Origin of the sequence: Enterococcus sp. DIV1096b (assembly GCF_050498765.1) — a bacterium.
Lineage (GTDB): Bacteria > Bacillota > Bacilli > Lactobacillales > Enterococcaceae > Enterococcus_D > Enterococcus_D entomosocium.
On the sequence record NZ_JBMHEK010000001.1, the window covers coordinates 2,937,526 to 2,963,216 of the forward strand.

The window sequence follows — 25,691 nt, forward strand, 5'->3', positions numbered from 1 at the left end:
TTAATTCATTGGCACAAGCTGCCAACCTTATCAGTTTATCAACTGCTTTGCTGTAACGGGCAATCCCGCTGCACGCTTGCTTTTGCTCACGTCCAAACGCTCCAAGGCCATCTTCAGTCAAACGGCTGTGCTCTTTCTCACCAATCCGAGCTCTCTGATCCAATCGAAACTGACTTACTCTTCTTATCATCGCGTGTTTTTTAATTTGTGTTTAACTATACGATAGCCTCAAATGAATGTCAATTCTTTTTTTCACGAAAAAACCATCTTTTTACAATGATTTTCACAGCGTTTACACAGTCAAATTCTCATCTAAAATCAAGCCTTCAGATACCATAACCGCATCACCGATCAATTCTAATGCGCCCTGATCAACATCAACTTCTACCGTTAACTCGCCACCTAACACGTGCAGCAAGACATTCGCTGCCGCTTGCTGGTGACGTTTGGTCACGACATACGCAGTGGCACCAGAACCTGTGCCGCACGCATAGGTAAAACCTTCCACCCCTCGTTCATACGTGCGAACGATCAGATCACCCTTGTCATCTTCTTCATAGAAATTGACATTCGCCCCTTTGGGGAAAACCTCCCAATAGCGTATCTCTTTGGCAAGTTCAGCCAGCTGTTCCAACTCAGTTTCTGCCAGACCAGGATAGTGAACCACCGCATGAGGGATTCCTGGATCACCCAATTCCACATAGTCCACGAAAGAAACCATTGGATTCGGGTACGCTTGATCAAATGTAGTCACGGTCGGTGGATTCAAGGTTACTTTGTAGTGTTTTGCCGACAAGCGCCATGCGGGGACATCGCCAGCAACTGTTTCGATGGTCATCTGCTCGCCAGCAATTCCCTTCTCAAAGGCATAACGGGCAATACAGCGAGCGCCGTTGCCGCACATTTCTGCTTCGGTCCCATCAGCATTGTAAAACCGCATCCGAAAATCAGCGGTTCCTGTGGGAAAATCCACTGCCATGACTGCATCCGCGCCGACAGAAAATTTCCGATGGCAAACTTGAGCAGCAAATTGCGACAGTTGTTCATGGGAGAATTTCAATGTGCGGTTATCGATTACGATAAAATCATTCCCCGCACCTTGCATTTTTGTATAAGGAATCGTCATGTTGTCACCTGCTTTTCAAAATTTTACTTGCTGGAAGCTTCTTCTTTTAGAAACGAAGGAACCACTTCATTTTGCAGCATTTGCTCGTAGGACTGGCGTTTAACGGCTAATTCCGCTTGGCCATTTTCCACAAAGACGACTGCGGGTATCTGTAAATTATTGTAGCTGCTGGCCATCGAATAGCCGTAAGCTCCTGTTGCGAACGTAGCAAACAGATCCCCAGTTTCAACGGGCGGTAATGCAAGATCTTTTACTAAGATGTCTGTGCTCTCACAAGCTTTACCAGAAATGGTGATCTTCTGTGTCGCTGCTTCGGAAGCGCGGTTGGCTAAGATCCCAGTGTAAGTTGCCTGATAAAGACCAGGACGAATATTGTCTGTCATGCCACCGTCAATGCTGGCGTATGTTCTGATTCCCGGCAATGTCTTGATACTGCCGATGGTGTGCAAACTGATACCTGCTTCTGCGACGATACTGCGACCGGGTTCAATAACGATGGTCGGACGTTCGCTCTGGTGCTGCGCATAAAAGGCGTCGATTTTTTCCATCACAGGATCTAAAAAATAGCTGTAGGGTTGGCGAATATCTGCATCTGTGTATCGAACGCCAAAGCCGCCGCCAACATTTAGTTCTTTGATCCAATAATCAAAACGTTCATGAATGGTTTGGACAAGGGCCAAAGCCGCATCAACTGCCGCTAGATGTGAGCGATTGTCCGACAATTGACTGCCGACATGAAAATGCAGGCCATAGAAATCCAATTCAGGTGCTTGAATCACTTCTTCCACTAACGGAAATAAGATTTCTTCATCTAAAGGAATCCCGAATTTTGAATCTTTTTGTCCGGTCGAGATAAATTGATGGGTGCTGACCGAAACCTCGGGTGTGATGCGCAACAAGATTTTAGCAACGACTTGCTTTTCTTGACATAACGCGCGGATCAAGCCGACTTCTTGAATGCCATCAACGATGATCCGTCCCACGCCATAATCAAGGGCGGCTGCTAATTCTTCAATGGATTTGTTATTGCCGTTAAACTCGATGTGTTCTGCTGGAAAATCAGCTTGGATCGCTGTATACAGCTCCCCACCGCTAACCACGTCTAATGAAAGTCCTTCTGACTTGATCACTTGCAGCATCGCTGTGGTACAGAAAGCTTTGGCGGCATATGCTGCTCGTGTCTTGCTGTAGCGCGTCAAAAACTGCGCCTGAATCTTTTGGCATTCTTCGCGAATCTCCGAAACGGAATACACGTAAAGGGGGGTTCCAAAGGTTTTTGCCAGCTCAACGGTATCGCAACCGTCAATGTATAAGTGATTGTTCTTGATTTCTTTTGCCATCGCTTTACTCCTTGTCTGTCGGCTCGTTCAACGCCTCGATCAAACGAACGTAGCATTCGATGCCTTGCAATAGATTTTTTTCGTCAAAATTCATTTTGCTGCTGTGTAAAGGGTGGACATAACCTTTTTCTTCATTTCGGGTACCGACAAAGAAAAAGACGCCGGGGATTTCCTTTTGGTACATCGAAAAATCCTCTGCCAACATATATGGCGGTGTTTCTCGGTAGCTCTCCCCGACCACTTTTTCCAATACTTCCACCATCTCAGGATCATTGTCCACGACACGATAAAGATGTTCGAATTCAACATCCGCCGTGCAATCATATCCTTTGGCGATTTCTTGTGCGACAGTGGTGATTCTGCGCGTCATCGTTTCATAGACTTCATCTTCAAACGCCCGCATCGTTCCTTTTAAAACGACCTTGCCGGGAATGATATTTTCCGCATCTCCCCCATGGATCTTCCCAAAAGTGATGACCCCAGCAGAAAGCGGGCTGATATTGCGTGAAATGATCGAATGCAATCCTTGAATGATCGCAGCCGCAGCTAAAATGGCATCATGTCCTTGATGAGGCTGGGCACCATGGGCACTCGTGCCGTTGATCGTTAGATTGATCTCGCCGTTACGGGCCATCATCGGACCTTTCCGACTCGCAATGACTCCTTCGGGAAAATCTGGGAAGACATGCAGCCCCACGATTTTTTCCACGCCAAAATCTCGTAAGATGCCTTCATCGATCATCAATTGAGCACCACCGGGGCTTTCCTCGGCTGGTTGGAAAATCAAAACGATCGTTCCACGAATCACTTCAGGATGCGTCGCTAAGTATTTGGCAAACCCCAGCATCGTTGCCATATGGCCATCATGCCCGCAGGCATGCATTTTTCCTTCATGTTTGGAAACAAAGGAAACACCGGTCTCTTCTTTGATCGGTAGTGCATCGATATCCGTTCGAAAGGCCAGCGTCTTTCCTGGACGCTCACTGCGAAAGACAGCAATCAAGCCGGTTTCAATCACTGGATAGATTTCTTTGATCCCAAAGGATTGCAACTGACGCAGCAAGTATTCCTTTGTTTTGAACTCAGTTAACCCTAATTCAGGGATTGTATGTAATTCACGACGAAAACGAACCACGTCTTCGGTTAATTCTGTGACTGTTTGCGATACTTGCATGTTAAAACACCTTTCTATACATTCCTTTTAAAAATATCCATAAAAACCAGCGAATATTCAGTTTTTCATTGATATTGTTTAATATTATAGTATATAATTCGAATAATCTATAGTATAAATTGTCGAAATGTTTCGATTTTTATTGAAAATTTTACCCCTCGTTTTGGTACACTTATACGTAGAGTAACGAAAAATAAATTGGTTGAAAGGATGTGTCGTAGTTTGACAATATTCAAAGGTTCTGGCGTTGCGTTGATTACCCCTATGCTTCAAGATGGTTCGGTGGATTTCGATAAGCTGAAGGAGTTAGCGGAGTGGCATGTGCAGCAAGGAACGAATGCAATCATTGCATGCGGTACGACCGGTGAAGCATCCACGTTAGACGATGAAGAACATATCGCGGTGATCGAAGCGGTGGTAAAACAAGTTGCTGGTCGAATCCCCGTTATCGGAGGAACAGGCTCCAACAATACCCAACATGGGATCCATCTTTCAAAAGAAGCACAGCGCGTTGGTGCTGACGCATTATTGGTTGTAACACCTTACTACAACAAAGCGACCAAGAAAAGTTTAGTCGCTCACTATGAAGCAATCTGTCAAAGCGTTGAGCTGCCAGTGATCTTATACTCCGTCAGCTCAAGAACCGGCTTAAATTTAACACCTGAAGCCGTGGCAGAACTAAAAAAAATCCCTAATATCAAAGGCATCAAAGAAGCCAGCGGCGACATTTCGCAAATCGCAGAAATCGCTCGTCTTGCGGATGATGACTTTGCGATCTACTCAGGAAATGACGATCAAGTAACCCCAATTCTAGCTTTAGGTGGCTCTGGCGTGATTTCAACGATCGGCAATATCGCTCCGAAACAAACGGCACAACTCGTTGCTGACTTCTTAAATGGTGATGTAAAAGCCGCCATCAAAGAGCAATTGCGACAAAAACCGTTGATCGATGCGATTTTCAGTGAAGTAAATCCTGTGCCGATCAAAGCAGCGGTCTCCTTGCTAGGCAAATGCGAATTGCATTATCGTTTGCCTTTGGGTGTCCCAGAAGATGCGACCCTCGTTCATTTAGAAGAAGAAATGACCAATTACGGATTGCTGTAAGGAGGAGTTTTTGGTGAAACAGATTTTATTAAGCGGTGCAAACGGTCGTATGGGCAAAGTGTTGCAAAGCCTGATCGCAAAGCACCCTCAGTTAGAAGTGGCCGCCGGCTTGGATCGTACCGAGCAATTAGATGGTCCCTTTCCAATCTATGATCGTCCAGAAAAAATCACGCAGCCGATCGATTTGGTGATTGATTTTTCTCATTATAGCAATGTCCCTGCCTTATTGAACTATTGTGTCGAACAGCATCTGCCTATCGTGGTTGCTACAACTGGTTTGACGGAAGACACGCAGATGATGCTGCCGTTGGCTGCTAAAGTGATCCCAGTTTTCTATTCTGCCAATATGTCGTTGGGGATCAATGTACTGATCAAAGCACTACAAAGTATCACCCCCGCATTAGAAGCTGACTTTGACATTGAGATCATCGAAAAGCATCATAATCAAAAACTCGATGCACCAAGTGGTACAGCTTTGCTGTTGGCAGATAGTATCAATGACAGCTGCGAAACGAAAAAAGAGTATCTCTACGGGCGTGAAGGCAGTGATCTAGTAAATGACCGCAAGCAGATGGGCATCCACGCCGTTCGCGGCGGAACGATTCCTGGAGAACACATTGTCATCTACGCTGGGCAGGATGAAATCATTGAATTAAAACACACAGCGCTCTCCCGCGAAATCTTCGCCAATGGTGCGCTAAAAGCAGCGGAATTTTTAGCCAACCAACCAGCTGGTTTTTATTCCATGCAAAATCTAATCGACAAGTAAAGGTGGTCTCTCATGACAGAATTACAATTTTCCGATCCTTATCAATTAGCAAAATACATCAAAGAAGCAAATAAACAAACACCTGTAAAAGTCTATATCAATGGAGATCTTAGTAACGTCCAAGCAGATGGCATCCAATTGTTTGGTAACGGCACCTTCTATTTCGTGGTTGGTGACAGTCAAAAAGTGGCTGAGTTTTTAACCGCGCACCAAGACAAAATCACCGATCACTATCTGGAAAATGATCGCCGCAACTCAGCGATCCCTTTGCTGGACTTGACGAAAGTCGATGCCCGTATCGAACCAGGTGCCTTTATCCGTGACCAAGCCATCATTGAAAAAAATGCCGTTATCATGATGGGGGCCGTGATCAACATTGGTGCCGTCGTTGGTGAAGAAACCATGATCGACATGGGTGCGATTTTAGGCGCCCGAGCAACCGTTGGGAAAAAAGCCCATATTGGCGCTGGTGCTGTCTTGGCTGGCGTTCTTGAGCCACCTTCAGCAAGCCCAGTCATCATTGAAGACAATGTTTTGATCGGTGCAAATGCCGTCGTCCTTGAAGGCGTCCGTGTCGGCGAAGGTGCAGTCGTCGCTGCCGGTTCTGTGGTAACGGAAGATGTCCCTGCTGGCGCAGTCGTTGCTGGCTCACCAGCCAAAGTCATCAAAATGAAAGACGAGAAAACGAAAAGCAAAACCGAATTTTTAGACGATCTACGGGGCTAAGCCGCGCTTTTCTCAAAAATAAACAAAAAAAACGCAGTGCGGGTTCAGTGATGAGCCTGCGCTGCGTTTTGTCTAAAAAAGGGCGTGCCGAAAGTTTTTGGCACGCCCTTTTTCTATTGGCAAATGTTCTTGTAAAAGTGTTTATTCTGCTTGAAATTCTTTGATCGCTGCTTGGATCTCTTGATAGATCACGGCAACTTCTTCAAGGTCTTTTGCGTTTGCTCCACTGGCAAGGGGATGTCCGCCGCCATGATGGCGTTTGGCGATCTCATTGATCACTGGACCTTTCGAACGCATCCGCACCCGATAATAGCCTTCTGGTTGTTCGACAAAGATCGCCCAAGCCATCACTTCGTCGATTTTCCCTGGTAAGGAAACGACTGCTGAGGTTTCCGAATCCACTACGCCAAAACGCTGCTGCAATTCTTGTGATAGGATCACTTTGCCAGCACCAATCTCATCGATCTCGATGTTTTCGTAGACATACCCTGAAAGGCGAGCAACACTGCGAGAGACTTGATCCAATTGCCGATTGATCTTCGGTGCATCAAAACCGTAATCCAATAGTTCAGCCGCTAAGCGCAGCGTTGTCGCTGTCGTTGCCGGATATAAAAACCGTCCAGTATCACCAACAATGCCCGCATACAGCAGACGAGCCGCTTCTTGCGTCATCGTCAGCTCGTTTTGAAACATTTGCCAAAATGAAACGATCATCTCACTACAGCTACTGGCTTTTGTATTGACCCAGACCAGCTCTCCGTAAGGCTCATCATTAGGGTGATGATCGATTTTGATCAATTTCGCCCCTTGATCATAGCGTTGGTCACTGACCCGTGGTGCATTGGCCGTATCTGTAACGATCACCAACGCTCCTTTATACAAATCATCAGGGATCGTCTGCATCAGCGCCAAGTAATCCAATCCTTCAACAGGTCCGCCGACTTGATAGATTTCTTTTTTAGGAAAACTAGCTCGTAAAATTTCTGCCAAACCCACTTGTGATCCTAATGCATCTGGATCAGGGCGTTGGTGCCGATGGATAATGATCCGGTCGAATGCTTTGATTGTTGCAAGTATTTCTTCTTGTACCTTCATGAATGGTCTCAACTTTCTCTCTAAAATTTTTCCATAAGTTCCGTTTTCGATGATTTATGGGCGTTCCATTACTTGGCATACCACGATCGCTTTTGCCACTAAGGAATTTTCGATCGATACTTCGATATCGATTTTCGCCGAACGTCGCCCCAGTTCTAGAATCTTCGGTTGAATGATGATCTCACTTTCTAATTGGATCAAACGGAAGTAATGCAGATTGACTTGCTCGATCCAACTATTGCGCCGTTGATTCAACTGCATGGTACGTTTTGCCGTATTCGCGATCACTTCACTCAAGACACCAAAAGAGATCGTTCCGACTTCATTGACCATTTGAGGCGTCACCGCAAAGCTGAAATGTGGCTGCGGCAATTTGTTCCCTTCAAAATCTTGTTCGATGACTTGCATCTGTCCCGAGATTTGGTCTGAAATCGTATCTGAAATTTGAGTTTGTCGTTGGACCATCTGCATCGCTTTCATGATGTCTTGGCGTGTAACGATCCCAATCAAAGAAAGGTCATCTGCTACGACGGGCATCACTTCTAAGCCATCCCAAATCATCTGATGGCTGGCAGAGGCCACACTCATCTCTTTTTTTACGACCCGTGGTTCCCGGGTCATGATTCGTTCGATGATCTGCGTGTCAGGCTTTTCTAGGACATCTTTGGCTGTGATGATCCCAACGACCCGCATATTCTTGTTGACGACTGGATAGCGGGAGTGGTTGGTAGACTCCGAAAGCAGTTTGTAATCCTTGACCGTATCAAAGGTGTGTAGATACTTGGTTTTTTCCAATGGCATATAAATGTCACTCACCAGCATGATGTCCTTTTTGATCAGCTGGTCGCTCAAGGCACGGTTGATCATCGTTGCCACGGTAAAGGTGTCATAGGTCGTTTGTAAAATCGGCAGCTCCAATTCGTCTGCTAAGCGACAGATTTCCTCTGAGGTTTCAAAGCCCCCCGTGATCAAGACGGCTGCGCCATCTTCCAGTGCCAACTTGTGGACTTCGTTACGGTTTCCGACGATCACTAAGGAACCAGGCGTGATGTAGCGTTCCATTGCCGATTCCTTCATGGCGCCGATAACAAATTTGTTCAAGTCTTTGTCTAAACCGGCTGCGCCACCCAAAACATCGCCTTCAATGATTTGGACGACTTCGCCGAAAGTTAGTTTTTCAATGTGTTTCTTTAGTTTCCGTTCAATCCGAATGGTTCCCACACGTTGGATCGTTGAAACCAAGCCGATATTTTCCGCATCTTTGATCGCCCGATAGGCTGTTCCTTCACTGACATTCAAGTCTTTTGCGATTCCCCGCACCGAGATGCGATCGCCTACAGGCAGATTCTCGATATGCGCTAAAATCAAGTCGTGTTTTGTCGCCATAATTATCCCCTATTCCTACTACGAATCTTCCTGTTGCTTAAACTTCTAATGTCTCACCGACTGCAAGGATCTGGCCCACACCTGCCGGCAATAAATTCACGAAGGTTTGCGGATCTTGCTTGATCATTGGAAACGTATTGTAATGGATCGGTACTACTTTGCTCGCGTTTAAAAGCGCCGCTGCTGTTGCAGCATCTTGAACGCCCATCGTAAAATTATCCCCGATCGGTAAAAACGCCACATCGATGTCGAAACGTTCACCGATCATCGCCATATCGCTAAAGAGGGCAGTATCGCCAGCGTGGTAGATGGTTTTGCCTTCTGCTTCTAAAATGATCCCCACTGGATTGCCCATATAGATCATCGTTCCGTCTTCTTCAAGACCAGAGCTGTGTTTCGCTTCCACCATTGAGATTTTGCCAAACGGGAACTCAAAAGAGCCTCCCATATTCATGCCATGCGTCTCAGCAACGCCTTTGCGGGCTGCATAGCGGCAAATTTCAACGACACTGATCACTGGTGCTTCATTTCTTTTGGCGATCGGCACCATGTCCCCAATATGATCGCTATGACCATGCGTGATCAAAAGCCAATCGGTTTCCACTGTGTCTGCATCCAAATCAGTCAGAGCATTTCCAGTAATAAAAGGGTCAAACAACAATTTTTGGCCATCCGCTAATTGGATAGCAAGCACCGAGTGTCCGTGATACGTAAGTTTCATACAACATTCCCCTTTCCATCTAAGTAATACAGTCTAATATTTTTCATTATAACAGATAACGCCAGAAATCCAAAAGCACAAATTCTGGCAGCTTTATTACATCCGTCCTTTTTCTGGTTCTTGTCAAGAAAAATAAAAAAACTGTTCTACCCTTTCTGAATAAGGAATAGAACAGTTCGACCTGATGACTTCAAGCGATCATAGCGTTTTCTTACGTCCGCCTTGTTTATAGATGCGCCAGACTGTTAAGAATAACGCCGTGATACAAAGAAGGAACGCCCCAAAGAAGGTGATTTTCATGCCATAGGCAAAAATATCTGCCCGACCTGCGATATAGGTCGTCACATGCTTCCCATAGGCTTGACTCATTGCGGCATAAAGAATCGTCGTTGCTAAGGATATCCCTAAGACCATGCCCAAGTTACGGGCAAAGGAATTTAGACTACCTGCCACCCCAAGATTTTCTTTGGTGACGCTGCTCATCACCATCGTATTGTTGGGGGATTGGAACAACGAATTGCCTAACCCCATGATGGCAGTAGCGACGACATAGTACCAAATCGGCGTATGCTGATTCATAAACATATACATCAGCTGAGTGATGGACAGCAACGCTAAGCCAGCTAAGACCAAGATCTCCGGTCCTACACGGTCCGTCAAATAGCCGCTAAGTGGTGACCCGATGACCATCATCAAAGGAAAGACCATCATCAGCATTCCTGCCACACTCGGCGTTAAGCCTCGGGCACTTTGCAAGTAAAAGGGAATCACGACATTGACAAAAAAGTTTGCAGAAAAGATCAGCAACGCCGTGATCAGGCTCATGGTGAAAATTTTATTACGAAAGATCCCAAAGGTAATCAGCGGTTTGCTCACACGCGCTTCTACTCGCAAAAAGACGATGAATGCCACTAAGGCGATCCCCACCAACAGCAGCGGCAGCCATGTTAGAAAGCCACGCTCTTGTCCAAGAAAAATGCCGCCGAAGAAGCTGATAATTGCAATTGAAAACAGCACAAACCCGGTTTTATCGATGGAATCATGACTCATGGTGATATCTTTTGGCAACACCTTTTCTCCAGCAATCATTGTCAGAATACCGACTGGAACATTGATCCAAAAAATAAACGGCCAAGAAAAATGCGCCAAAATCACTCCGCCCAATCCAGGACCGGCGATGGAGCCTAACGAAACAAAGGCACCGATCATCCCTAAGGCGCGCCCTCGTTCACTCATAGGAAAGACTTCAGTAATGATTCCGGTATTCGTCGCCATCGTCATGCTGGCTCCGATCGCTTGCACGACTCGGGCAAATAGCAGAAATGCTAAGGAATGATTAAACCCGCATAACAGCGAACCGATAATAAAGATCAACATTCCCAAGCGGAATACTTTGATCTTGCCCCAACTATCACCTACTTTACCGAATAACAAAAGGCAGGCACAAACGATCATCAAGTAGACGGATACGACCCATTCCGCTTGATTCATAGGGACACCCATATCTGCCGAGATCGTCGGCAAAGCGATATTTACGATACTCCCATCCAGTGTTGACATAAAGGTAAACATCGAAACAGCAATGAGAATCCACCACTTTCTCTGTAGTACTACGGGATTTTCTTGATAACTATTCACAAATCGACCATCCTCTCTTTGCTTATTTTGTTCCTCTAGTCTTAGGGGGACAACTTTGTATTATTGATCGAAATCCATTCGCCGTCAATCCTTATCTGCCATTCACGATCAAAATAAGGGGTATTTATTGAAAAAAAACGCCGCTTGTTTTCTTCACAAAAAAAGACAAAAGCTTCGGTGAAAAGAAATCGGCCGTCAAACGGCTATTCTTTCACCTGCTTTTGTCAGTAGGTCAAAACGAATTATTTACGGTTGCGATTTCTTTGGCTTGATTCCATGATGACCGGCAAGATAACTGGACGGCGTTTGGTTTGTTCAAACAAGAAACGACTCAAACGATCACGAATATCTTGTTTCAATTTGCTCCATTCAAACTCTTCATCATGAAGGTGTTTTTCTACGATTTCTTCTACGATCTCGCCACTTTCACGAATCAGGTCACGGCTGGCTTTCACGTAGACAAACCCGCGAGAAGTGATTTGAGGGGCAGAAATAATTTTCTTTTCGCGACGATTGATCGTCACTACTGCAACGAAAATTCCATCTTCAGATAAGACTTTGCGGTCTCGCAGGACGATATTCCCAATATCTCCGACACCGATCCCGTCGATCATGACGTTCTCAGCTGGAACCGCACCTGCGGCGATCATTTCGCCTTTTTTGTATTCTAAAACATCCCCGCGTGCAGTAATGAAGATATTTTTCATCGGAATCCCGACTTCTTGCGCCAAGTCCACATGGGCGGCTAATTGGCGGTACTCGCCTTGAATAGGGATAAAGTACTTCGGTTTCATCATATTCAACATCAGCTGCAGATCATTCGGGTTGGCATGACCAGAAACACGGAAATTATCCGAGATCTGTTTCACGGTACCGCCAGCGCGATAGATGATATCTTCCGTTTTCGCAACCACCGTTTCCATTGCCGTTGTCGGCGTCGTCGTGATGTAAACAAGATCTCCTTCTTTGATACGCAGCGTCCGGTGAGAGCCGTTGGCCATTTTTTGCAACGCTTTGATTGGTTCCCCCATGCGTCCTGTTTCTAAAATCAACAACTGTTCGTCTGAGTATTTTTTCATTTCTTTTTGGGTGATCAGCAAGTCTTCGGCAGGTAATTTTAATTTCCCTAACTTCATGGCCGTTTTGATGATCCGACCAAAATCTTGACCAGTCAAAACGACTTTGCGGTCAGAACGAAACGCCGCATCTAATACTTGTTGCACCCGTTGCAAATTGCTAGCAACGCTAGCGACGATGATCCGACCTTCCCAGTAACGGATATTGTCATAAACTTCATCTTGGATCGTCAATTCAGAAGCAATCGGCGTTGGATTTTCGGCATTTGAGGACGTACTTAGCAATGCTAAGACTCCTTCTTTTCCAATTTCCGCTAAGCGGCCAAAATCGGTTTGATACATAGGGATCGCTGTTTGGTCAAACTTGAAATCTCCTGTATAAACGATATTGCCAGCTTCTGTTTTTACGCTGATTCCAACAGAATCAGGGATAGAGTGGGTCGTACGGAAAAAACTGATGGTCGCATGGCCAAAGTCGATCTCCGAATGTTCATCGATCACATGAAAATCTTTGAAGCGCTTGGTAGCTTCATTTTTATTCACGGTCAATTTTGCTAGTTCGATCGTTAACTCGGTCCCAAAGACCGGTACTTGGATATTCTCCAAGAAATAAGGCAATGCACCAATCGCATCTGCATGCCCGTGGGTCAAGAAGACACCAGCCACACGGTCGGCATTTTCTTCTAAATATGTGAAGTCTGGAATCACTGTATCGATCCCTAATAATTCATTTTCTGGATAACGGACACCGCAATCCAGCACAAATATATCCTCGCCAACTTCAGCAATGTACATGTTCTTTCCGTTTTCGCGTACACCGCCAAGAGGAATGATTTTTATCGTTTCCACTTTTATTCACCTCTTAATTTTTTTCTACTGTATTATTTCCCAAGCATAAGCCGTCCCTATTATTATACAACAAAAAAAAGAAAAGCGTGGCATTCACCACACTTTTCTGAAAAACTTATGGTTTACACATGAACTAATCCTTGCTGATGCAGGCTTTCGGCGATTTGAACAGAGTTCCATGCCGCACCTTTCAGCAAATTATCAGAAACGACCCATAAATGCAAGCCGTTTTCGACATCCAAATCTTTGCGAATCCGACCAACAAAGGTTTCCGTTTTGTCCACACTGGTCAAAGCTTGCGGGTACACTTGTTGACTCGGATCATCTTGCAAGACAGCTCCTGGGGCTTCGCTGATCCACTGCCTAACTTCCTCAACACTGGCATGGTCTTTGGTCTCGATATAAATCGACTCCGAATGACCGCTAAACACAGGGATTCGCACACACGTAGCTGCTACTTTGATCTGCGCATCTTCCATGATCTTCTTCGTTTCATTGATCATTTTCCACTCTTCGTAAGTATAATCGTCTTCAGCAAAGACATCGATTTGTGGCAAGGCGTTAAACGCGATTGGGTAGTGCTTTTTATCGCTGCCTGCTGGTAAAATCTCAGGGTTTAGTTCATCAGCGGCTTTGCCGGCTAATAGTTCTTGAGATTCACGAGTCAATTCAGCCAAGGCTTGTGCGCCAGCACCTGAAACTGCTTGATACGTTGAAACCAAGACCCTCGATAAACCGACTTTTTGACGAATCGGTTCTAATGCCACCATCATTTGAATCGTTGAACAATTCGGATTGGCAATGATTCCTTTATGTTGCGCTAATGCATGAGGATTCACCTCAGGAACGACTAGAGGAACATTCGGATCCATCCGAAAATGACTGGTATTGTCGATTACGACTGCACCGTGTTTGACTGCTTCTGGAGCAAATTGTTTTGAAATGCCACCACCGGCACTGAACAATGCAATATCGACTCCCGCAAAGGAATCTGCGGTCAGCTCTTGAATAACGAGCGGCTCATTTTTGAACACAAGGGTCTTCCCAGCAGAACGTTTGGATGCCAACAACGTTATTTTTTTGATCGGCAACGTGGTCTTCTCCAACATCTCAATCATTTTTGTTCCTACTGCGCCGGTAGCTCCGACAACTGCTATGTGATACCCTGTACTCATCAAATCACTCCTCGAATAAAAATACATTTTTACTAGTTTATCATATCTTGTAAAAAAGAAAAGGCCTTTCGTGGAAAGAAGCGCAAAAAGAAGGCAGAACTATCTAAATTTTCAATCGTTTTCCCCGTTTCAGGAAAAAACTACCTATATTTAAGGGTTATCATTTGTCACATTTAGGTGTTATAGGATATAATACCGACAGAAGGAATTTTGGGGAAGATTCTTTCCAACGTGCATGGGGAAATTAAAAATACCCAAAACATTGAATGAGGCAAGAATTGCATATGCAATTCTTGCCTCATTTTTATGCTTCATTCGATTCTTCGTTATTTACTTTCACGATAGCAAAGCCTTTGTTATCGATGATCATCGTCTCATCTTCCAGTTGGACAAACTGTTCCATCAAAATTGAATCAGGACGAGAGAGTGTAAGTTGGTCCTCGCCAGTGTTGAAAATACCGATGATCCGCTGTGCCCCCAACTCTCGTTCGAAAATGATCAGGCCATCTTCTTCCGAAACCCAGTTCCAACTCAAGGAACCTTCAGATAAGACTTTTTGGTTGTCTTTGCGTAGTTTGATCAATGACTGGGTGAAATGCAGCAAATCACGATCTTGCTTTTCCTCATCCCAAATCATACATTTACGACAATCCGGATCCATATCACCGGTCAAACCAATCTCATCGCCGTAATACAGGCAAGGAACTCCTTGTTGCAGATACGTAAAGGCCATCACTTGGCGCATCAAGTCTTTGTCTCCCCGAGCCAAAGTTAACAAACGCGGGGTATCATGAGAATCCAAAATATTGAACTGCACTTGGTTGGTTTGCTCCCGATACAACATCAGCTGGTTATTTAATTCCGAGACCATTTTCGTCATGGAGATCTCGTCTTTGACAAAATATTCAATAATTGCATCTGTAAAGGCGTAGTTCATCACTGCATGAAACTCGTCGCCTTGTAACCAGCGTTGAGAAGAATGCCAAATTTCCCCAAGGATATAAAAATCATCTTTGGCCTCATCACACACTTGGCGGAATTTTTTCCAGAAGAAGTGACTAACTTCATTAGCCACGTCCAAGCGCCAAGCATCGATATCAAATTCTTCGATCCAATAACGAGCGATCTTCAACAAATAATCTTGCACATCGGGATTTTCCGTATTGAGTTTCGGCATATGCGGCGTAAAGGCAAAAACATCATAGGTGATGTCATAAGCATCTTCAAAGTTTTCCCCTTCTTTGTAGTTGACAGGAAACTCATTGATGTGGAACCAATCAGCAAACGGCGAATCTTTGCCGTTTTTGATGACATCTAGCCATTGATGCGAAGTATCCCCCATATGGTTGAAAACAGCATCCAGCATAACTTTGATGCCGCGTTTGTGGCATTCCTCCACTAATCGTTTAAAGGTATCGTTATCACCAAAAGCAGGATCGATGGCCAAATAATCGATGGTATCATACTTGTGATTCGAATAGGCCTCAAAAATCGGACAGAAATAGATCCCATTGATGCCTAGATCGACAAGGTAATCCAAATGATCGATGACTCCTTGTAGATCCCCACCGAAAAAGTCTTGGCGATCGGGATTTTTTGAGCCCCATGGCAACACACCTTCAGGATCATTTGATGGGTCCCCATTTGCAAAGCGCTCAGGGAAAATTTGATACCAAACCGTTTCTTTCGCCCACTCGGGAATTTTGAAACGATCGGCTTCTTGGAAGTAAGGCATCCGAAAATAATTGTTGTTCATTTCTAAATATTGCTGTTCAAAGGGGTAGACCCCGTGATCCCCATAGAAGACATGCAACCCATCGTAACTTTCGATGGAAAAGCCGTAAGACAAACGGCGGAATTCTGCTCCGACCGATACTTGCCAATAATCATGCAAGTCCGTGGAAAGAATTTTTTGCATTTCAATTCTTTGTTGGTACCACGCTTCTTTATACAGTGTGTAAGGATCACCGCAAAGCAGCTGGACATGGCGGATGTCTTGACGGGCGGTACGCAAACGGATATGCATTTTATCCTTCTCGTACAAATACGCAAATTCACTTTCGGGACGATGATAGATGGCAGTAGTATTCATAGCAGACTCCTTTGACTTGTTTGATATACCCATTGTCGCACAAATCAGAAGTCAAAACAAGAGAAAAACGCAATCGGTTGCTTTATCTGATAAATCGATAATACAGGTAAATATAAAATTAATCCAGCAATTAAAAAGCAAACGATTGCTTCACCCTTTTTTAATCAAACGGTGTCTTCTTCTCACATTGATTGCCAGTCCGTAAAATGTCATATTTCCGCAAGATCCCCACTGCCTCCGTCAACGACTGACTCAATTGCTGGATATCTCCCGCAGCCATTTGAGCGGTTTTGGCATTCAAGCGGTCTTCCACTTGTTTTTTCTTTTGGATAAACAACTGCTTCCCAGCTTCTTCCAAATAAACATTGACGTTGCGACGATTGACGCCATTGGTTTTGCGTACCACAAAGCCAGCCTTTTCCAACCCCGAGATCGAACGACTGATTTGGACTTTTGACGTACCGATTTGCTGAGCCAACTCGGACATCGTAATTCCTTCATTACTAGAGATCACCACGAGTTCCAAGATTTCCATTTTGGTCAATTTTAAATCTTCCAGACCGATTTCTTCAAACAATATGTTTCCCATCAGCGAAAAGATCTCCGCAAACACCGCCATATTGAATGTTCCTAACGCTTTTTCCATACTCTCCCTCTTTTCTGTCTTTAGTTTAGTATAAATTATTTGTTTAAACAATGATAATCGTTGATTTTTGTTAACCATTATGATAGCGTGGTTACATAATGAAAATAATCGTGAAAACGGCAAGAAAAGAGTGACCCCATGTTAGAATTAAAAGATATCAAGAAGTATTATACAGTTGGCGCCAGTACTACGAAAGCCCTCGACGGCGTCACCGTCGCCTTTCGTAAACAAGAGTTTGTTGCTATTTTAGGGCCAAGCGGCTCTGGGAAAACAACCATGTTGAACGTGATCGGCGGCTTAGATAATTACGACTCTGGTGATATGATCATCAATGGCAAATCAACCAAGTCCTTTAAAGACCGCGACTGGGATGCCTATCGGAACAATTCGATCGGCTTTGTCTTCCAAAGCTACAATTTGATCAGTCATTTAGGCATCATCGACAACGTCGAGCTTGGGATGACCTTGAGCGGTGTGTCAAAAGAAGAAAAACGAGCCAAAGCAACCGATGCTTTGACGCGTGTGGGCTTGGCTGAACATATGCACAAAAAACCAAATCAGCTTTCTGGTGGTCAAATGCAGCGGGTAGCGATCGCCCGTGCCTTAGCAAATGATCCTGATATCCTCCTTTGTGATGAACCTACAGGTGCCTTAGATTCAGAGACAAGTGTCCAAATCATGGAACTGATCCAAGAACTATCAAAAGAAAAATTGGTCATCATGGTTACTCATAATCCTGAATTGGCCCACAAATACGCTGGACGGATCATTGAATTCAAAGACGGACGAATCATTAAAGATTCGAACCCCCATGTTGAAGGACAAAAGAAAGACCAATTCGAATTAAAGCACACAAAAATGAGTTTTATGACGGCCTTACGTTTGTCGTTTAACAATATCCGAACCAAAAAAGGGCGCACCTTCTTGACAGCCTTTGCTTCTAGTATCGGAATCATCGGAATCGCCATTGTTTTGTCACTATCAACGGGATTCCAAAAACAAATCGACAATACCCAGTCAGAAACATTAGCTCGTTTTCCGATCACGATCTCACAAGTGGCCACTGAACAAGATCCATCAGCGATGGGTACGCGGGATAAATCTGAAGATTTCCCTTCAGATAAAGAGGTCACTGCCAAATTAAGTGATACGGATCGTGCAACTCATATCAACAAAATCGATCAAGAGTTTCTCGATTACATCAACGACATTGATCCTGAGTTAAGTAACAATATCGGCTACACTCGTTCAACTTCATTGAATCTTTTCCGCAAGATCGATGACAATGTGGAACAAGTCAGCTTCTCCAACGCGTCGCCTGACAATGAACAGACCAATGCCATGATGTCTGCCATGAGTGCCTCAACCGGTATTGGGGTTTCGACTTTCCCTGAGCAGTTATCAGAGGATAACGGCAATTTCTTGAAAGACAACTATGACCTTTTAGAAGGCAGCTACCCAAGTGCCAGCACAGATGTCGTTTTGATCGTCGATGAAAACAACGTAACGAATGTCAATGCATTGATCAATCTCGGTTTTGATATTGAAGATGGTGACACGGTTTCCTTCGACGATATCGTGGGAACAAAAATCACATTGGCGTCTAATGATGCCTTTTACACCGAATTGCCGACTGGAAACTTCATTCCAAACCAAGATTTAAATGAAGTTTTCGATAACAGCAACAACAAAGAATTAACGATCAGCGGAATCTTACGTATCAAGCAAAACTCTACGATGAACTTGCTTTCAACCGGCATTGCCTACAGTGATGCCCTCGCGCAAGAAGTGATCAAAGAAAACCAAGACTCAGCGATCGTCCAAGCACAAAAAGATAGCGACACCAACGTGATGACGAATGAACCCGTTGACGAAAGTGCCAAAGATTCATTGATCGCTTATCTCGGCGGCAGTGATTTACCAAACAGCATTATGATCTATCCAAATGATTTCAGTGCCAAAGAAAAAATCCTTGATTACTTGGATGACTTCAACAAAGGCAAAGACAAAGAAGACCAAATCGTTTATTCCGATTTAGCCGGTACGATGACTCAATTGACTGGTGGCTTGATGGATGCCATCACCTATGTCTTGATCGCTTTTGCAGGAATCTCCTTGGTAACCAGCATGATCATGATCGGTATCATCACTTATACCTCTGTACTAGAACGCACGAAAGAAATTGGGGTCTTAAAAGCATTAGGTGCTCGTAAAAAAGACATCACCCGCGTCTTCGATGCCGAAACCTGTATTTTAGGGATCGCTTCAGGGGCTTTAGGTGTCCTAATTGCTTGGTTAGCTACATTCCCGATCAACGCGATCTTATATAGTATGACTGATCTCGAAAATGTTGCTCAATTAAATCCGGTCCACGGCCTGATCTTGATTGCCGTCAGCACCGTTCTAACCATGATTGGCGGCCACATTCCAGCTCGAATGGCAGCGAAAAAAGATGCAGCGATCGCTTTACGCGCCGACTAATTTTATAAGAAAACCTAACAGGCAGCAGCCATCCCCTTGGCTGCTGTTTTTTTGTCCTTCCTTCTGACTTCCAAAAGGTTTCTCTTGAAAAATCCATAAATGAGGAATACAATAGATTTGTTTTTAGGTATACCTAAAAAGATAGGATGTGAAACGATGAATGAAGAAAAAAAATTGATCCAAGCGGCCAACGGTCCTAGCTTGGAAGAAATAAATAATACAGTTGCCATCCCAAAAAACGGCAGCTTTTGGCGCAATCTCTTAGCGTTCTCTGGTCCTGGGGCATTGGTAGCCGTGGGCTATATGGACCCAGGAAACTGGATCACCTCGATCGGAGGCGGTGCTGAATATGGCTATCTCTTACTTTCTGTGATCTTGATTTCCAGTTTGATCGCTATGCTACTGCAATACATGGCAGCCAAGCTAGGGATCGTGACCCAGATGGACCTTGCGCAAGCAACTCGTAAACACACCAGCAAAGGTTTAGGCTTTGTCTTGTGGATCGTCACCGAATTGGCTATCATGGCAACGGATATCGCGGAAGTGATCGGAGGAGCGATCGCTCTCAATCTACTATTCGGCTTACCGTTATTAGTTGGGGTCATCTTAACGATTTTCGATGTATTGCTTCTGCTCTTTTTAATGAAACTAGGTTTCCGTAAAATCGAAGCGATCGTCATGACACTGATTTTGGTCATTATGCTGGTCTTTTGTTACGAAGTCATTATTGCTCAACCGGATCTACCGGCTGTCTTGCAAGGTTTTATTCCGCAAAAACAAGTCTTGAACCATGGGCAGCTGACAATGGCATTGGGGATCGTTGGTGCGACTGTGATGCCCCATAATCTCTATCTGCATTCTTCGATCTCCCAGTCACGAAAAATCGATCGCAGCGATACCCAAGAAGTGGCAACGGCCGTGCGGTTCGCTACTTGGGATTCCAATATCCAATTATCCGCTGCGTTTTTGGTCAATTGCCTGCTTTTGATCTTAGGAAGCGCCTTGTTCTTTGGTCATAGCGAAGAAGTCGGCACCTTCTCCGCGCTGTTCAATGCATTGCAAGATTCCTCCATTGCTGGCGCTGTCGCCAGTCCAGTCTTGAGCGTTCTGTTTGCCGTAGCGCTCTTGGCATCCGGTCAAAATTCAACGATCACTGGGACACTGACAGGCCAAGTCGTGATGGAAGGATTTATCCATATGAAGATCCCTACTTGGGCGCGACGTCTGATCACCCGTGGCTTATCGGTGATCCCCGTCTTGCTTTGTACAATTTACTTTGGCGGCAACGAACAAGCTCTGGACGATCTGCTGATCTATTCGCAAGTCTTTTTAAGCATCGCCTTACCCGTTTCGATGATTCCGCTGGTTCTTTTTACCAGCTCAAAAAAAATTATGGGGGAACGCTTCAAGAATCCGCTATGGGTCTCTACCTTAGGCTGGATTTGTGCCATTGCACTGACGGTCTTGAATGTCCGCTTGATCATCGAAACACTCGGCAACTTCTAATATCGAAAAAAGCTTACGAGGTAGCCTCGTAAGCTTTTTTGGTTAATTCGTTTCTAAATCATGTAAAAACAGACCGCTCAACAGTTTTGGTTCAAACCAAGTTGATTTTGGCGGCATGATTTCTCCCGCATCGGCTACTGCCAAAAGATCGGCCATTTGCGTTGGATACATGGAAAAAGCCAATGTCCATTCTCCGCTATCCACCAAACGCTCCAATTCTTCTGGACCACGAATCCCGCCGACAAAATCAATGCGTTTGTCTGTCCGCACATCTTGGATCGCGAAAATATCAGCCAGCACGTATTGTTGTAAAAGCGACACATCCAGCTGTCCTACCGCATCTTGCGGCACAGCTTCCGGTTTGATGGTCAACTCCCACCACGCATGGTTTAGGTACAGATGAATCGAACCACGTTGCGCTGGTTTCTTCGTTGTAGTTTCTTGAATCGTAAAATGCTGGGCTGCCTGCTCAAAAAAGGTTTCTGGCACTGGTACCCGCAAAACCCGATTGTATTCCCAAATCGCTAATTCATTTTCTGGGAATAAGATTGCTAAAAAGCGGTCGCTTTCTTGGCTGCTTTGGCCATCGGCTCGCTTTTGCAAGCCAACTTTAACTGCTGACTCTGTACGGTGATGTCCATCCGCAATATAGAGGGCATCTACAGCCTGAAACTGCTGGGCAAAAGAGGCGACTAGCGCTGGATCATCGATCAGCCAAACACGATGCTGCACCTCATGATAGCTGACAAAATCATAGATCGGCGCATGCTCTGCTTGCCACGCATCGATTGCTTCTTTGACTGCTGCTGGTTGGCGATAGCTCAAGAAAATCGGACTTGTATTGGCATCACATGCCAGAATGTGATTGATCCGATCGATTTCTTTTTCTGGTCGGGTAAACTCGTGTTTCTTGATTTTCCCAGCGACATAATCATCGATCGAGGTACAGGCGACAAGCCCAGTTTGACTTCTGCCAGCCATCGTCAATTCATACAAATAATATGCGGGCGCCGTTTCTTGGATCAACCAGTCTGCTTCTTGAAAAGATGCAAGATTTTCTGCCGCTTTTTGATACACCTGTGGATCATAAGGATCGATTCCTGGCAAGTCGATCTCCGAACGGTCGATGTGGAAATAGCTGTAAGGATTGCCTTGCGCAAACGCTGCGGCTTCTTGTGAATTGACCACGTCATAAGGCAGCTCGGCCACTTGTTCTGCCAATGAGGCTTCTGGACGAATGGCTTTAAACGGAAATACTTGAACCATTAATACCCAACCTCCTGATTCTTGATGACCCGTACACGAACGATATTTTCGTTCTCCCGCAGTTTATCGGCTAATTGATTCAATAAGGCTTCATCTTCAGAAGCGACATCGGCTAGGGTGTAAGCAAAGTCTTCCCGTCCACGATTCAGCATATTGTCGATATTAATCCCAGATTCCGCAATGATCGACGAAATCTGACCTAACATATTCGGTACATTGCGATTGATGATCGTCAGACGATAAGGCGAATGAAAAGCCATCTCAACGGTTGGAAAATTCACCGAGCGCTTGATGGTCCCGAATTCCAAGAATTTTTTCAATGTTCGGGCTGCCATCTTGGCACAGTTGACTTCAGCTTCTTCTGTTGATGCACCTAAATGCGGCAAGACGAGTACTTTTTCATTGTGCAGCAATTGTTCATCTGCAAAATCAGTCGTATAGCCCGCTAAACGGTCGGCTTTTAAGGCACGTAAAACGGCATCTGTATCGACGATTTCTTTACGGGAAAAGTTGAATAGCTTCGTTGTTGGTTTCATTTTCGCAAGTTCGGCTTCCCCGACGAGATGATGCGTGTTTTCCATTAGCGGCACATGAACCGTAATAAAATCACAGGTTGAAAAGACTTCCGCAATATCATTGGCACGCTTGACCCGACGAGAGATCGTCCAAGCAGTATCCACTGACACGTAAGGATCATAACCGACTACTTCCATCCCTAGACGATAAGCATCGTTGGCAACCATCGCTCCAATAGAACCAAGGCCGATGATTCCTAACTTTTTACCTTCTAACTCTGTTCCAGCAAATTGACTTTTTTGTGCTTCTGCTTGTTCTTCCACATTATCACCGTTCAAGGTTTGGACCCATTGGGCACCTCGTAAAATCGGGCGGACACTTAAGAGCAGACTAGCAATCACTAATTCTTTGACCGCATTGGCATTGGCACCGGGTGTATTAAAGACGACGATCCCTTTTTCAGTACATGCTTTGACGGGAATGTTGTTGGTCCCAGCCCCTGCACGAGCAATACCTAAGACACTTTCAGGAAAAGCGTAATCGTGCAATTTCTGGCTGCGCAGCAAAATCCCTTGCGGTTGGTCGCTCTCGTTGATGGCATACTTTTCTTTTTCTAAACGCTGTAATCCTTCTGGTGCGATCGCATTGAATGTTTTGATTTGGAACATTTATTTGACCTCCGCTTCAAATGATTTCATAAAGTCGACTAACGCTTGAACGCCAGCTAATGGAAAGGCATTGTACAAGCTTGCTCGCATTCCTCCAACGGAACGATGCCCTTTCAAGTTCTCAAAACCAGCTTTGACAGCTTCTTCATTGAAGCGCTGATCTAATGCTTTATCCCCTGTTACAAAAGGAATATTCGTTAGTGAACGGCTATCAACAGCCACAGGACTACTGTAAAGAGCAGAGGCTTCGATCGTTTCGTATAAAAGCGCCGCTTTTTGGCGGTCTTGTTCTAAAATTGCAGGAATGCCGCCTAATTCTTCCAACCATTCAAACACCAATTTAGCAATATAGATAGCATACGTTGGTGGTGTATTGTACAATGAGTCATTTTTAGCCTGTAGACGATAATCCAGCATTGGAGCGAAAACAGCATCATCATTGAGTAAATCTTCTCGGATGATCACTACCGTCAACCCTGCAGGACCAATATTCTTTTGGGCCCCAGCATAAATCACACCGAAGTCTTCTACGCGATAGTCATTGGCTAAAATATTTGAGGACATGTCTGCTACGATCGGCACATTGCCAGCCTGCGGAATCGTTTGAAAGGCCGTCCCTTCAATGGTATTGTTCGTGGTGATATGCAAATAAGCCGCTTCTTGATCGATCGCATCTTCTGAAATTTCTGGAATATAAGTAAAGTTTTGATCCTCACTAGAGGCAATGACTTCCACCGTCACGTTTCCAAGCGCTTTTGCTGCTTCAATAGCTTTCTTCGACCAAGAACCGGTATTTACGTATAAGGCTTTTTTGTTTTGTGCAAGATTCAAAGGGATCATACTGAATTGGAGACTCGCGCCGCCTTGTAAAAACAGTACCTGATAGTTTTCAGGAATTCCCATTAATTTTCGTAAAAGTGCTTCTGCATCTTTAATGATTGCTTCAAACAAGGAGGACCGATGACTCAGCTCCATAACGGACATCCCACTTCCGCGGTAATTCAAAAGTTCGGATTGTGCTTTCTCCAATACGGGACGGGGCAATACGGCAGGACCAGCTGAAAAGTTATAAACTGTCATACAAAAAATCTCTCCTTTATGTTAGATGTGAAAATCATTATAACAGATAGCCGAAAATGAAAAAAGCCTTAAAAGAGAAAATAATTTTGAATTTTCAGAAAAGACTACCAATTTCTTAACGTTCGTCATTTCGGCATTTTTTCAAATAGCCAGCGAGAAATTTCATTGTAAACGATCTCGCGGTTGCGCTCATTCAAAATCTCATGACGGCCATGTTCGAGCAAATACATCGTCACGTCAGCATTTTGCTTCAGTTGCTGAGCCAATTGGCGGACGCTTTTGCCATAGTGCCCAACAGGATCGTCTCCACCTGAAATCAGCAGCAGCGGCAATTCTGAATCAATCTTGCGCAGTTGATCCGGATCACTGGCAGCTTGTGTCAATGTAAAGAGATCCTTGTAAGCTGCTAAAGAAAAATGAAATTGGGTGTAAGGGTCCTTCAAATAGCGATCCACTTGCTGCGGATCACTGGTCAACCAATCTTTGGCGGTCCGATTGGGACGAAAACGCCGGTTGTGCCGGCCAAAAACTAGCTGTTCCATTACGTGATAAGGCCATTGCTGAGCGGCAAACGGCCGCAACAAGTTCGTAACGAGTTTACCTCCTTGCATCAGCACGGCTTTTTCCATCGTGGTGCCCATGATGATCGCTCCTGTCAATGGATGTGGCTGACTAAACAAATAATTCCGCAAAACCAGCGATCCCATACTGTGACCTAAGATAAAGTATGGTCGGTCTGGATAGCAAGCAGCGGCGTACTGATGGACTATTGCCACATCTGCCACTAAATGTTTGGCACCCTCTTTTTCACCAAAATGCCCATAAGCCTGTGTGTCCTTCACGGATTGCCCATGCCCTAAGTGATCATGACCGACCACCGCATAGCCTTGTGCAGTTAAACATTCCGCAAACTCGTGGTAACGTTCAATGTGCTCAATCATTCCGTGGACGATTTGCACGACTGCTTTTGGCTGTTCTTCTGTCAGCCACGTTTTGACAAAAAGCTGATCCTTCCCATTTGATGAAGTCAGCTTTTCTTGATTCATCCTCATAGTTTGCACCTCTTTTGCTTTTTCTTTTCCCTCCGCCAAATAAAACGGTCGTTTTCTTTATTATACATGGAATTTTAGGCTATGGCGGTAGGAGTTGGGAATTTGCGAGGATAAAAAAACTCCTGCCACATTGTCTAGAGACAAAGTAGCAGGAGTCAAACGATCATTACCCATCGCTTGGATTGGAAAACTTCCTCACTATTTT

General features: G+C 44.8%; 20 protein-coding genes and 1 other annotated feature (1 of these 21 running past the window's edge). Of the genes, 5 read left to right on the plus strand and 15 right to left on the minus strand.

Features of this window, described 5'->3' with window-relative positions; all coding sequences use genetic code 11:
* Positions 1-199: a binding site (T-box leader), on the minus strand; it reaches 36 nt to the left of the window's first position.
* A gap of 93 nt (positions 200-292) precedes the next feature.
* The 3 genes from dapF to IGJ17_RS13785 are packed head-to-tail and all read right to left on the minus strand — an operon-like array spanning position 293 to position 3,640.
* A complete protein-coding gene (gene dapF, locus IGJ17_RS13775) occupies positions 293-1,126 on the minus strand; it encodes a diaminopimelate epimerase (protein WP_005228261.1) in 834 nt (277 codons plus the stop codon).
* A 23-nt stretch (positions 1,127-1,149) separates the two neighbouring features.
* The gene (gene lysA / locus IGJ17_RS13780; RefSeq protein WP_005233959.1) at positions 1,150-2,466 is read right to left on the minus strand and encodes a diaminopimelate decarboxylase; all 1,317 of its coding nucleotides are present in this window, start codon (positions 2,464-2,466) and stop codon (positions 1,150-1,152) included.
* A 4-nt stretch (positions 2,467-2,470) separates the two neighbouring features.
* On the minus strand, positions 2,471-3,640 hold the full coding sequence (locus IGJ17_RS13785) for a M20 metallopeptidase family protein (RefSeq protein ID WP_061053233.1): 1,170 nt from the start codon (positions 3,638-3,640) through the stop codon (positions 2,471-2,473).
* A gap of 222 nt (positions 3,641-3,862) precedes the next feature.
* Between IGJ17_RS13785 and dapA the strand changes: the two genes are divergently transcribed.
* From dapA to dapD, 3 genes are read left to right on the plus strand one after another with little or no spacing between them, the layout of a single operon-like run.
* Positions 3,863-4,744: a 4-hydroxy-tetrahydrodipicolinate synthase gene (gene dapA / locus IGJ17_RS13790; RefSeq protein ID WP_008380503.1), complete on the plus strand. Its 882-nt coding sequence runs from the start codon at positions 3,863-3,865 to the stop codon at positions 4,742-4,744.
* Positions 4,745-4,757: 13 nt separating this feature from the next.
* A complete protein-coding gene (gene dapB / locus IGJ17_RS13795; RefSeq protein ID WP_429961537.1) occupies positions 4,758-5,513 on the plus strand; it encodes a 4-hydroxy-tetrahydrodipicolinate reductase in 756 nt (251 codons plus the stop codon).
* Between the two features lie 12 nt (positions 5,514-5,525).
* Complete coding sequence (dapD, locus tag IGJ17_RS13800) at positions 5,526-6,239, plus strand: 2,3,4,5-tetrahydropyridine-2,6-dicarboxylate N-acetyltransferase (protein ID WP_005228253.1); 714 nt, start codon at positions 5,526-5,528, stop codon at positions 6,237-6,239.
* 141 nt (positions 6,240-6,380) lie between these two features.
* On the opposite strand, the gene IGJ17_RS13805 is transcribed toward dapD, so the two are convergent.
* The 8 genes from IGJ17_RS13805 to IGJ17_RS13840 form a co-directional block, all read right to left on the minus strand.
* Entirely contained in the window at positions 6,381-7,334 is a 954-nt protein-coding gene (locus IGJ17_RS13805) for a DHH family phosphoesterase (RefSeq protein ID WP_016609391.1), read from the minus strand.
* 54 nt (positions 7,335-7,388) lie between these two features.
* Positions 7,389-8,720 carry a DRTGG domain-containing protein gene (locus tag IGJ17_RS13810; RefSeq protein WP_005228249.1) on the minus strand — a complete coding sequence of 444 codons (1,332 nt, stop codon included), beginning with the start codon at positions 8,718-8,720 and terminating at the stop codon, positions 7,389-7,391.
* A 37-nt stretch (positions 8,721-8,757) separates the two neighbouring features.
* On the minus strand, positions 8,758-9,441 hold the full coding sequence (locus IGJ17_RS13815) for a metal-dependent hydrolase (protein WP_005228247.1): 684 nt from the start codon (positions 9,439-9,441) through the stop codon (positions 8,758-8,760).
* 198 nt (positions 9,442-9,639) lie between these two features.
* Complete coding sequence (locus tag IGJ17_RS13820) at positions 9,640-11,079, minus strand: MFS transporter (protein ID WP_429961538.1); 1,440 nt, start codon at positions 11,077-11,079, stop codon at positions 9,640-9,642.
* 242 nt (positions 11,080-11,321) lie between these two features.
* Positions 11,322-13,004: a ribonuclease J gene (locus IGJ17_RS13825; RefSeq protein ID WP_005228243.1), complete on the minus strand. Its 1,683-nt coding sequence runs from the start codon at positions 13,002-13,004 to the stop codon at positions 11,322-11,324.
* A gap of 122 nt (positions 13,005-13,126) precedes the next feature.
* The gene (locus tag IGJ17_RS13830; RefSeq protein WP_005233942.1) at positions 13,127-14,179 is read right to left on the minus strand and encodes an aspartate-semialdehyde dehydrogenase; all 1,053 of its coding nucleotides are present in this window, start codon (positions 14,177-14,179) and stop codon (positions 13,127-13,129) included.
* A gap of 304 nt (positions 14,180-14,483) precedes the next feature.
* Positions 14,484-16,271 carry a glycoside hydrolase family 13 protein gene (locus IGJ17_RS13835; protein WP_429961539.1) on the minus strand — a complete coding sequence of 596 codons (1,788 nt, stop codon included), beginning with the start codon at positions 16,269-16,271 and terminating at the stop codon, positions 14,484-14,486.
* Between the two features lie 160 nt (positions 16,272-16,431).
* A complete protein-coding gene (locus IGJ17_RS13840; RefSeq protein WP_429961540.1) occupies positions 16,432-16,917 on the minus strand; it encodes a MarR family winged helix-turn-helix transcriptional regulator in 486 nt (161 codons plus the stop codon).
* Between the two features lie 138 nt (positions 16,918-17,055).
* Between IGJ17_RS13840 and IGJ17_RS13845 the strand changes: the two genes are divergently transcribed.
* Entirely contained in the window at positions 17,056-19,398 is a 2,343-nt protein-coding gene (locus tag IGJ17_RS13845; protein ID WP_008380388.1) for an ABC transporter ATP-binding protein/permease, read from the plus strand.
* Positions 19,399-19,554: 156 nt separating this feature from the next.
* Positions 19,555-20,904 (plus strand): Nramp family divalent metal transporter, encoded by a 1,350-nt coding sequence (locus IGJ17_RS13850; RefSeq protein ID WP_008380385.1) that lies wholly within the window; start codon positions 19,555-19,557, stop codon positions 20,902-20,904.
* 42 nt (positions 20,905-20,946) lie between these two features.
* Here the strand turns inward: IGJ17_RS13850 and IGJ17_RS13855 are convergent, their stop codons facing one another.
* The 4 genes from IGJ17_RS13855 to IGJ17_RS13870 all read right to left on the minus strand — a co-directional run bounded on the left by IGJ17_RS13855 (position 20,947) and on the right by IGJ17_RS13870 (position 25,486).
* Complete coding sequence (locus tag IGJ17_RS13855; RefSeq protein ID WP_429961541.1) at positions 20,947-22,170, minus strand: DUF1015 domain-containing protein; 1,224 nt, start codon at positions 22,168-22,170, stop codon at positions 20,947-20,949.
* Positions 22,170-23,354: a phosphoglycerate dehydrogenase gene (locus tag IGJ17_RS13860; protein WP_005233935.1), complete on the minus strand. Its 1,185-nt coding sequence runs from the start codon at positions 23,352-23,354 to the stop codon at positions 22,170-22,172. The genes IGJ17_RS13855 and IGJ17_RS13860 overlap by 1 nt, the downstream gene beginning before the upstream one ends.
* Positions 23,355-24,434 (minus strand): 3-phosphoserine/phosphohydroxythreonine transaminase, encoded by a 1,080-nt coding sequence (gene serC / locus IGJ17_RS13865; protein WP_005233933.1) that lies wholly within the window; start codon positions 24,432-24,434, stop codon positions 23,355-23,357.
* Positions 24,435-24,559: 125 nt separating this feature from the next.
* Complete coding sequence (locus IGJ17_RS13870) at positions 24,560-25,486, minus strand: alpha/beta fold hydrolase (RefSeq protein WP_429961542.1); 927 nt, start codon at positions 25,484-25,486, stop codon at positions 24,560-24,562.
* Between the last annotated feature and the right edge of the window lie 205 nt (positions 25,487-25,691).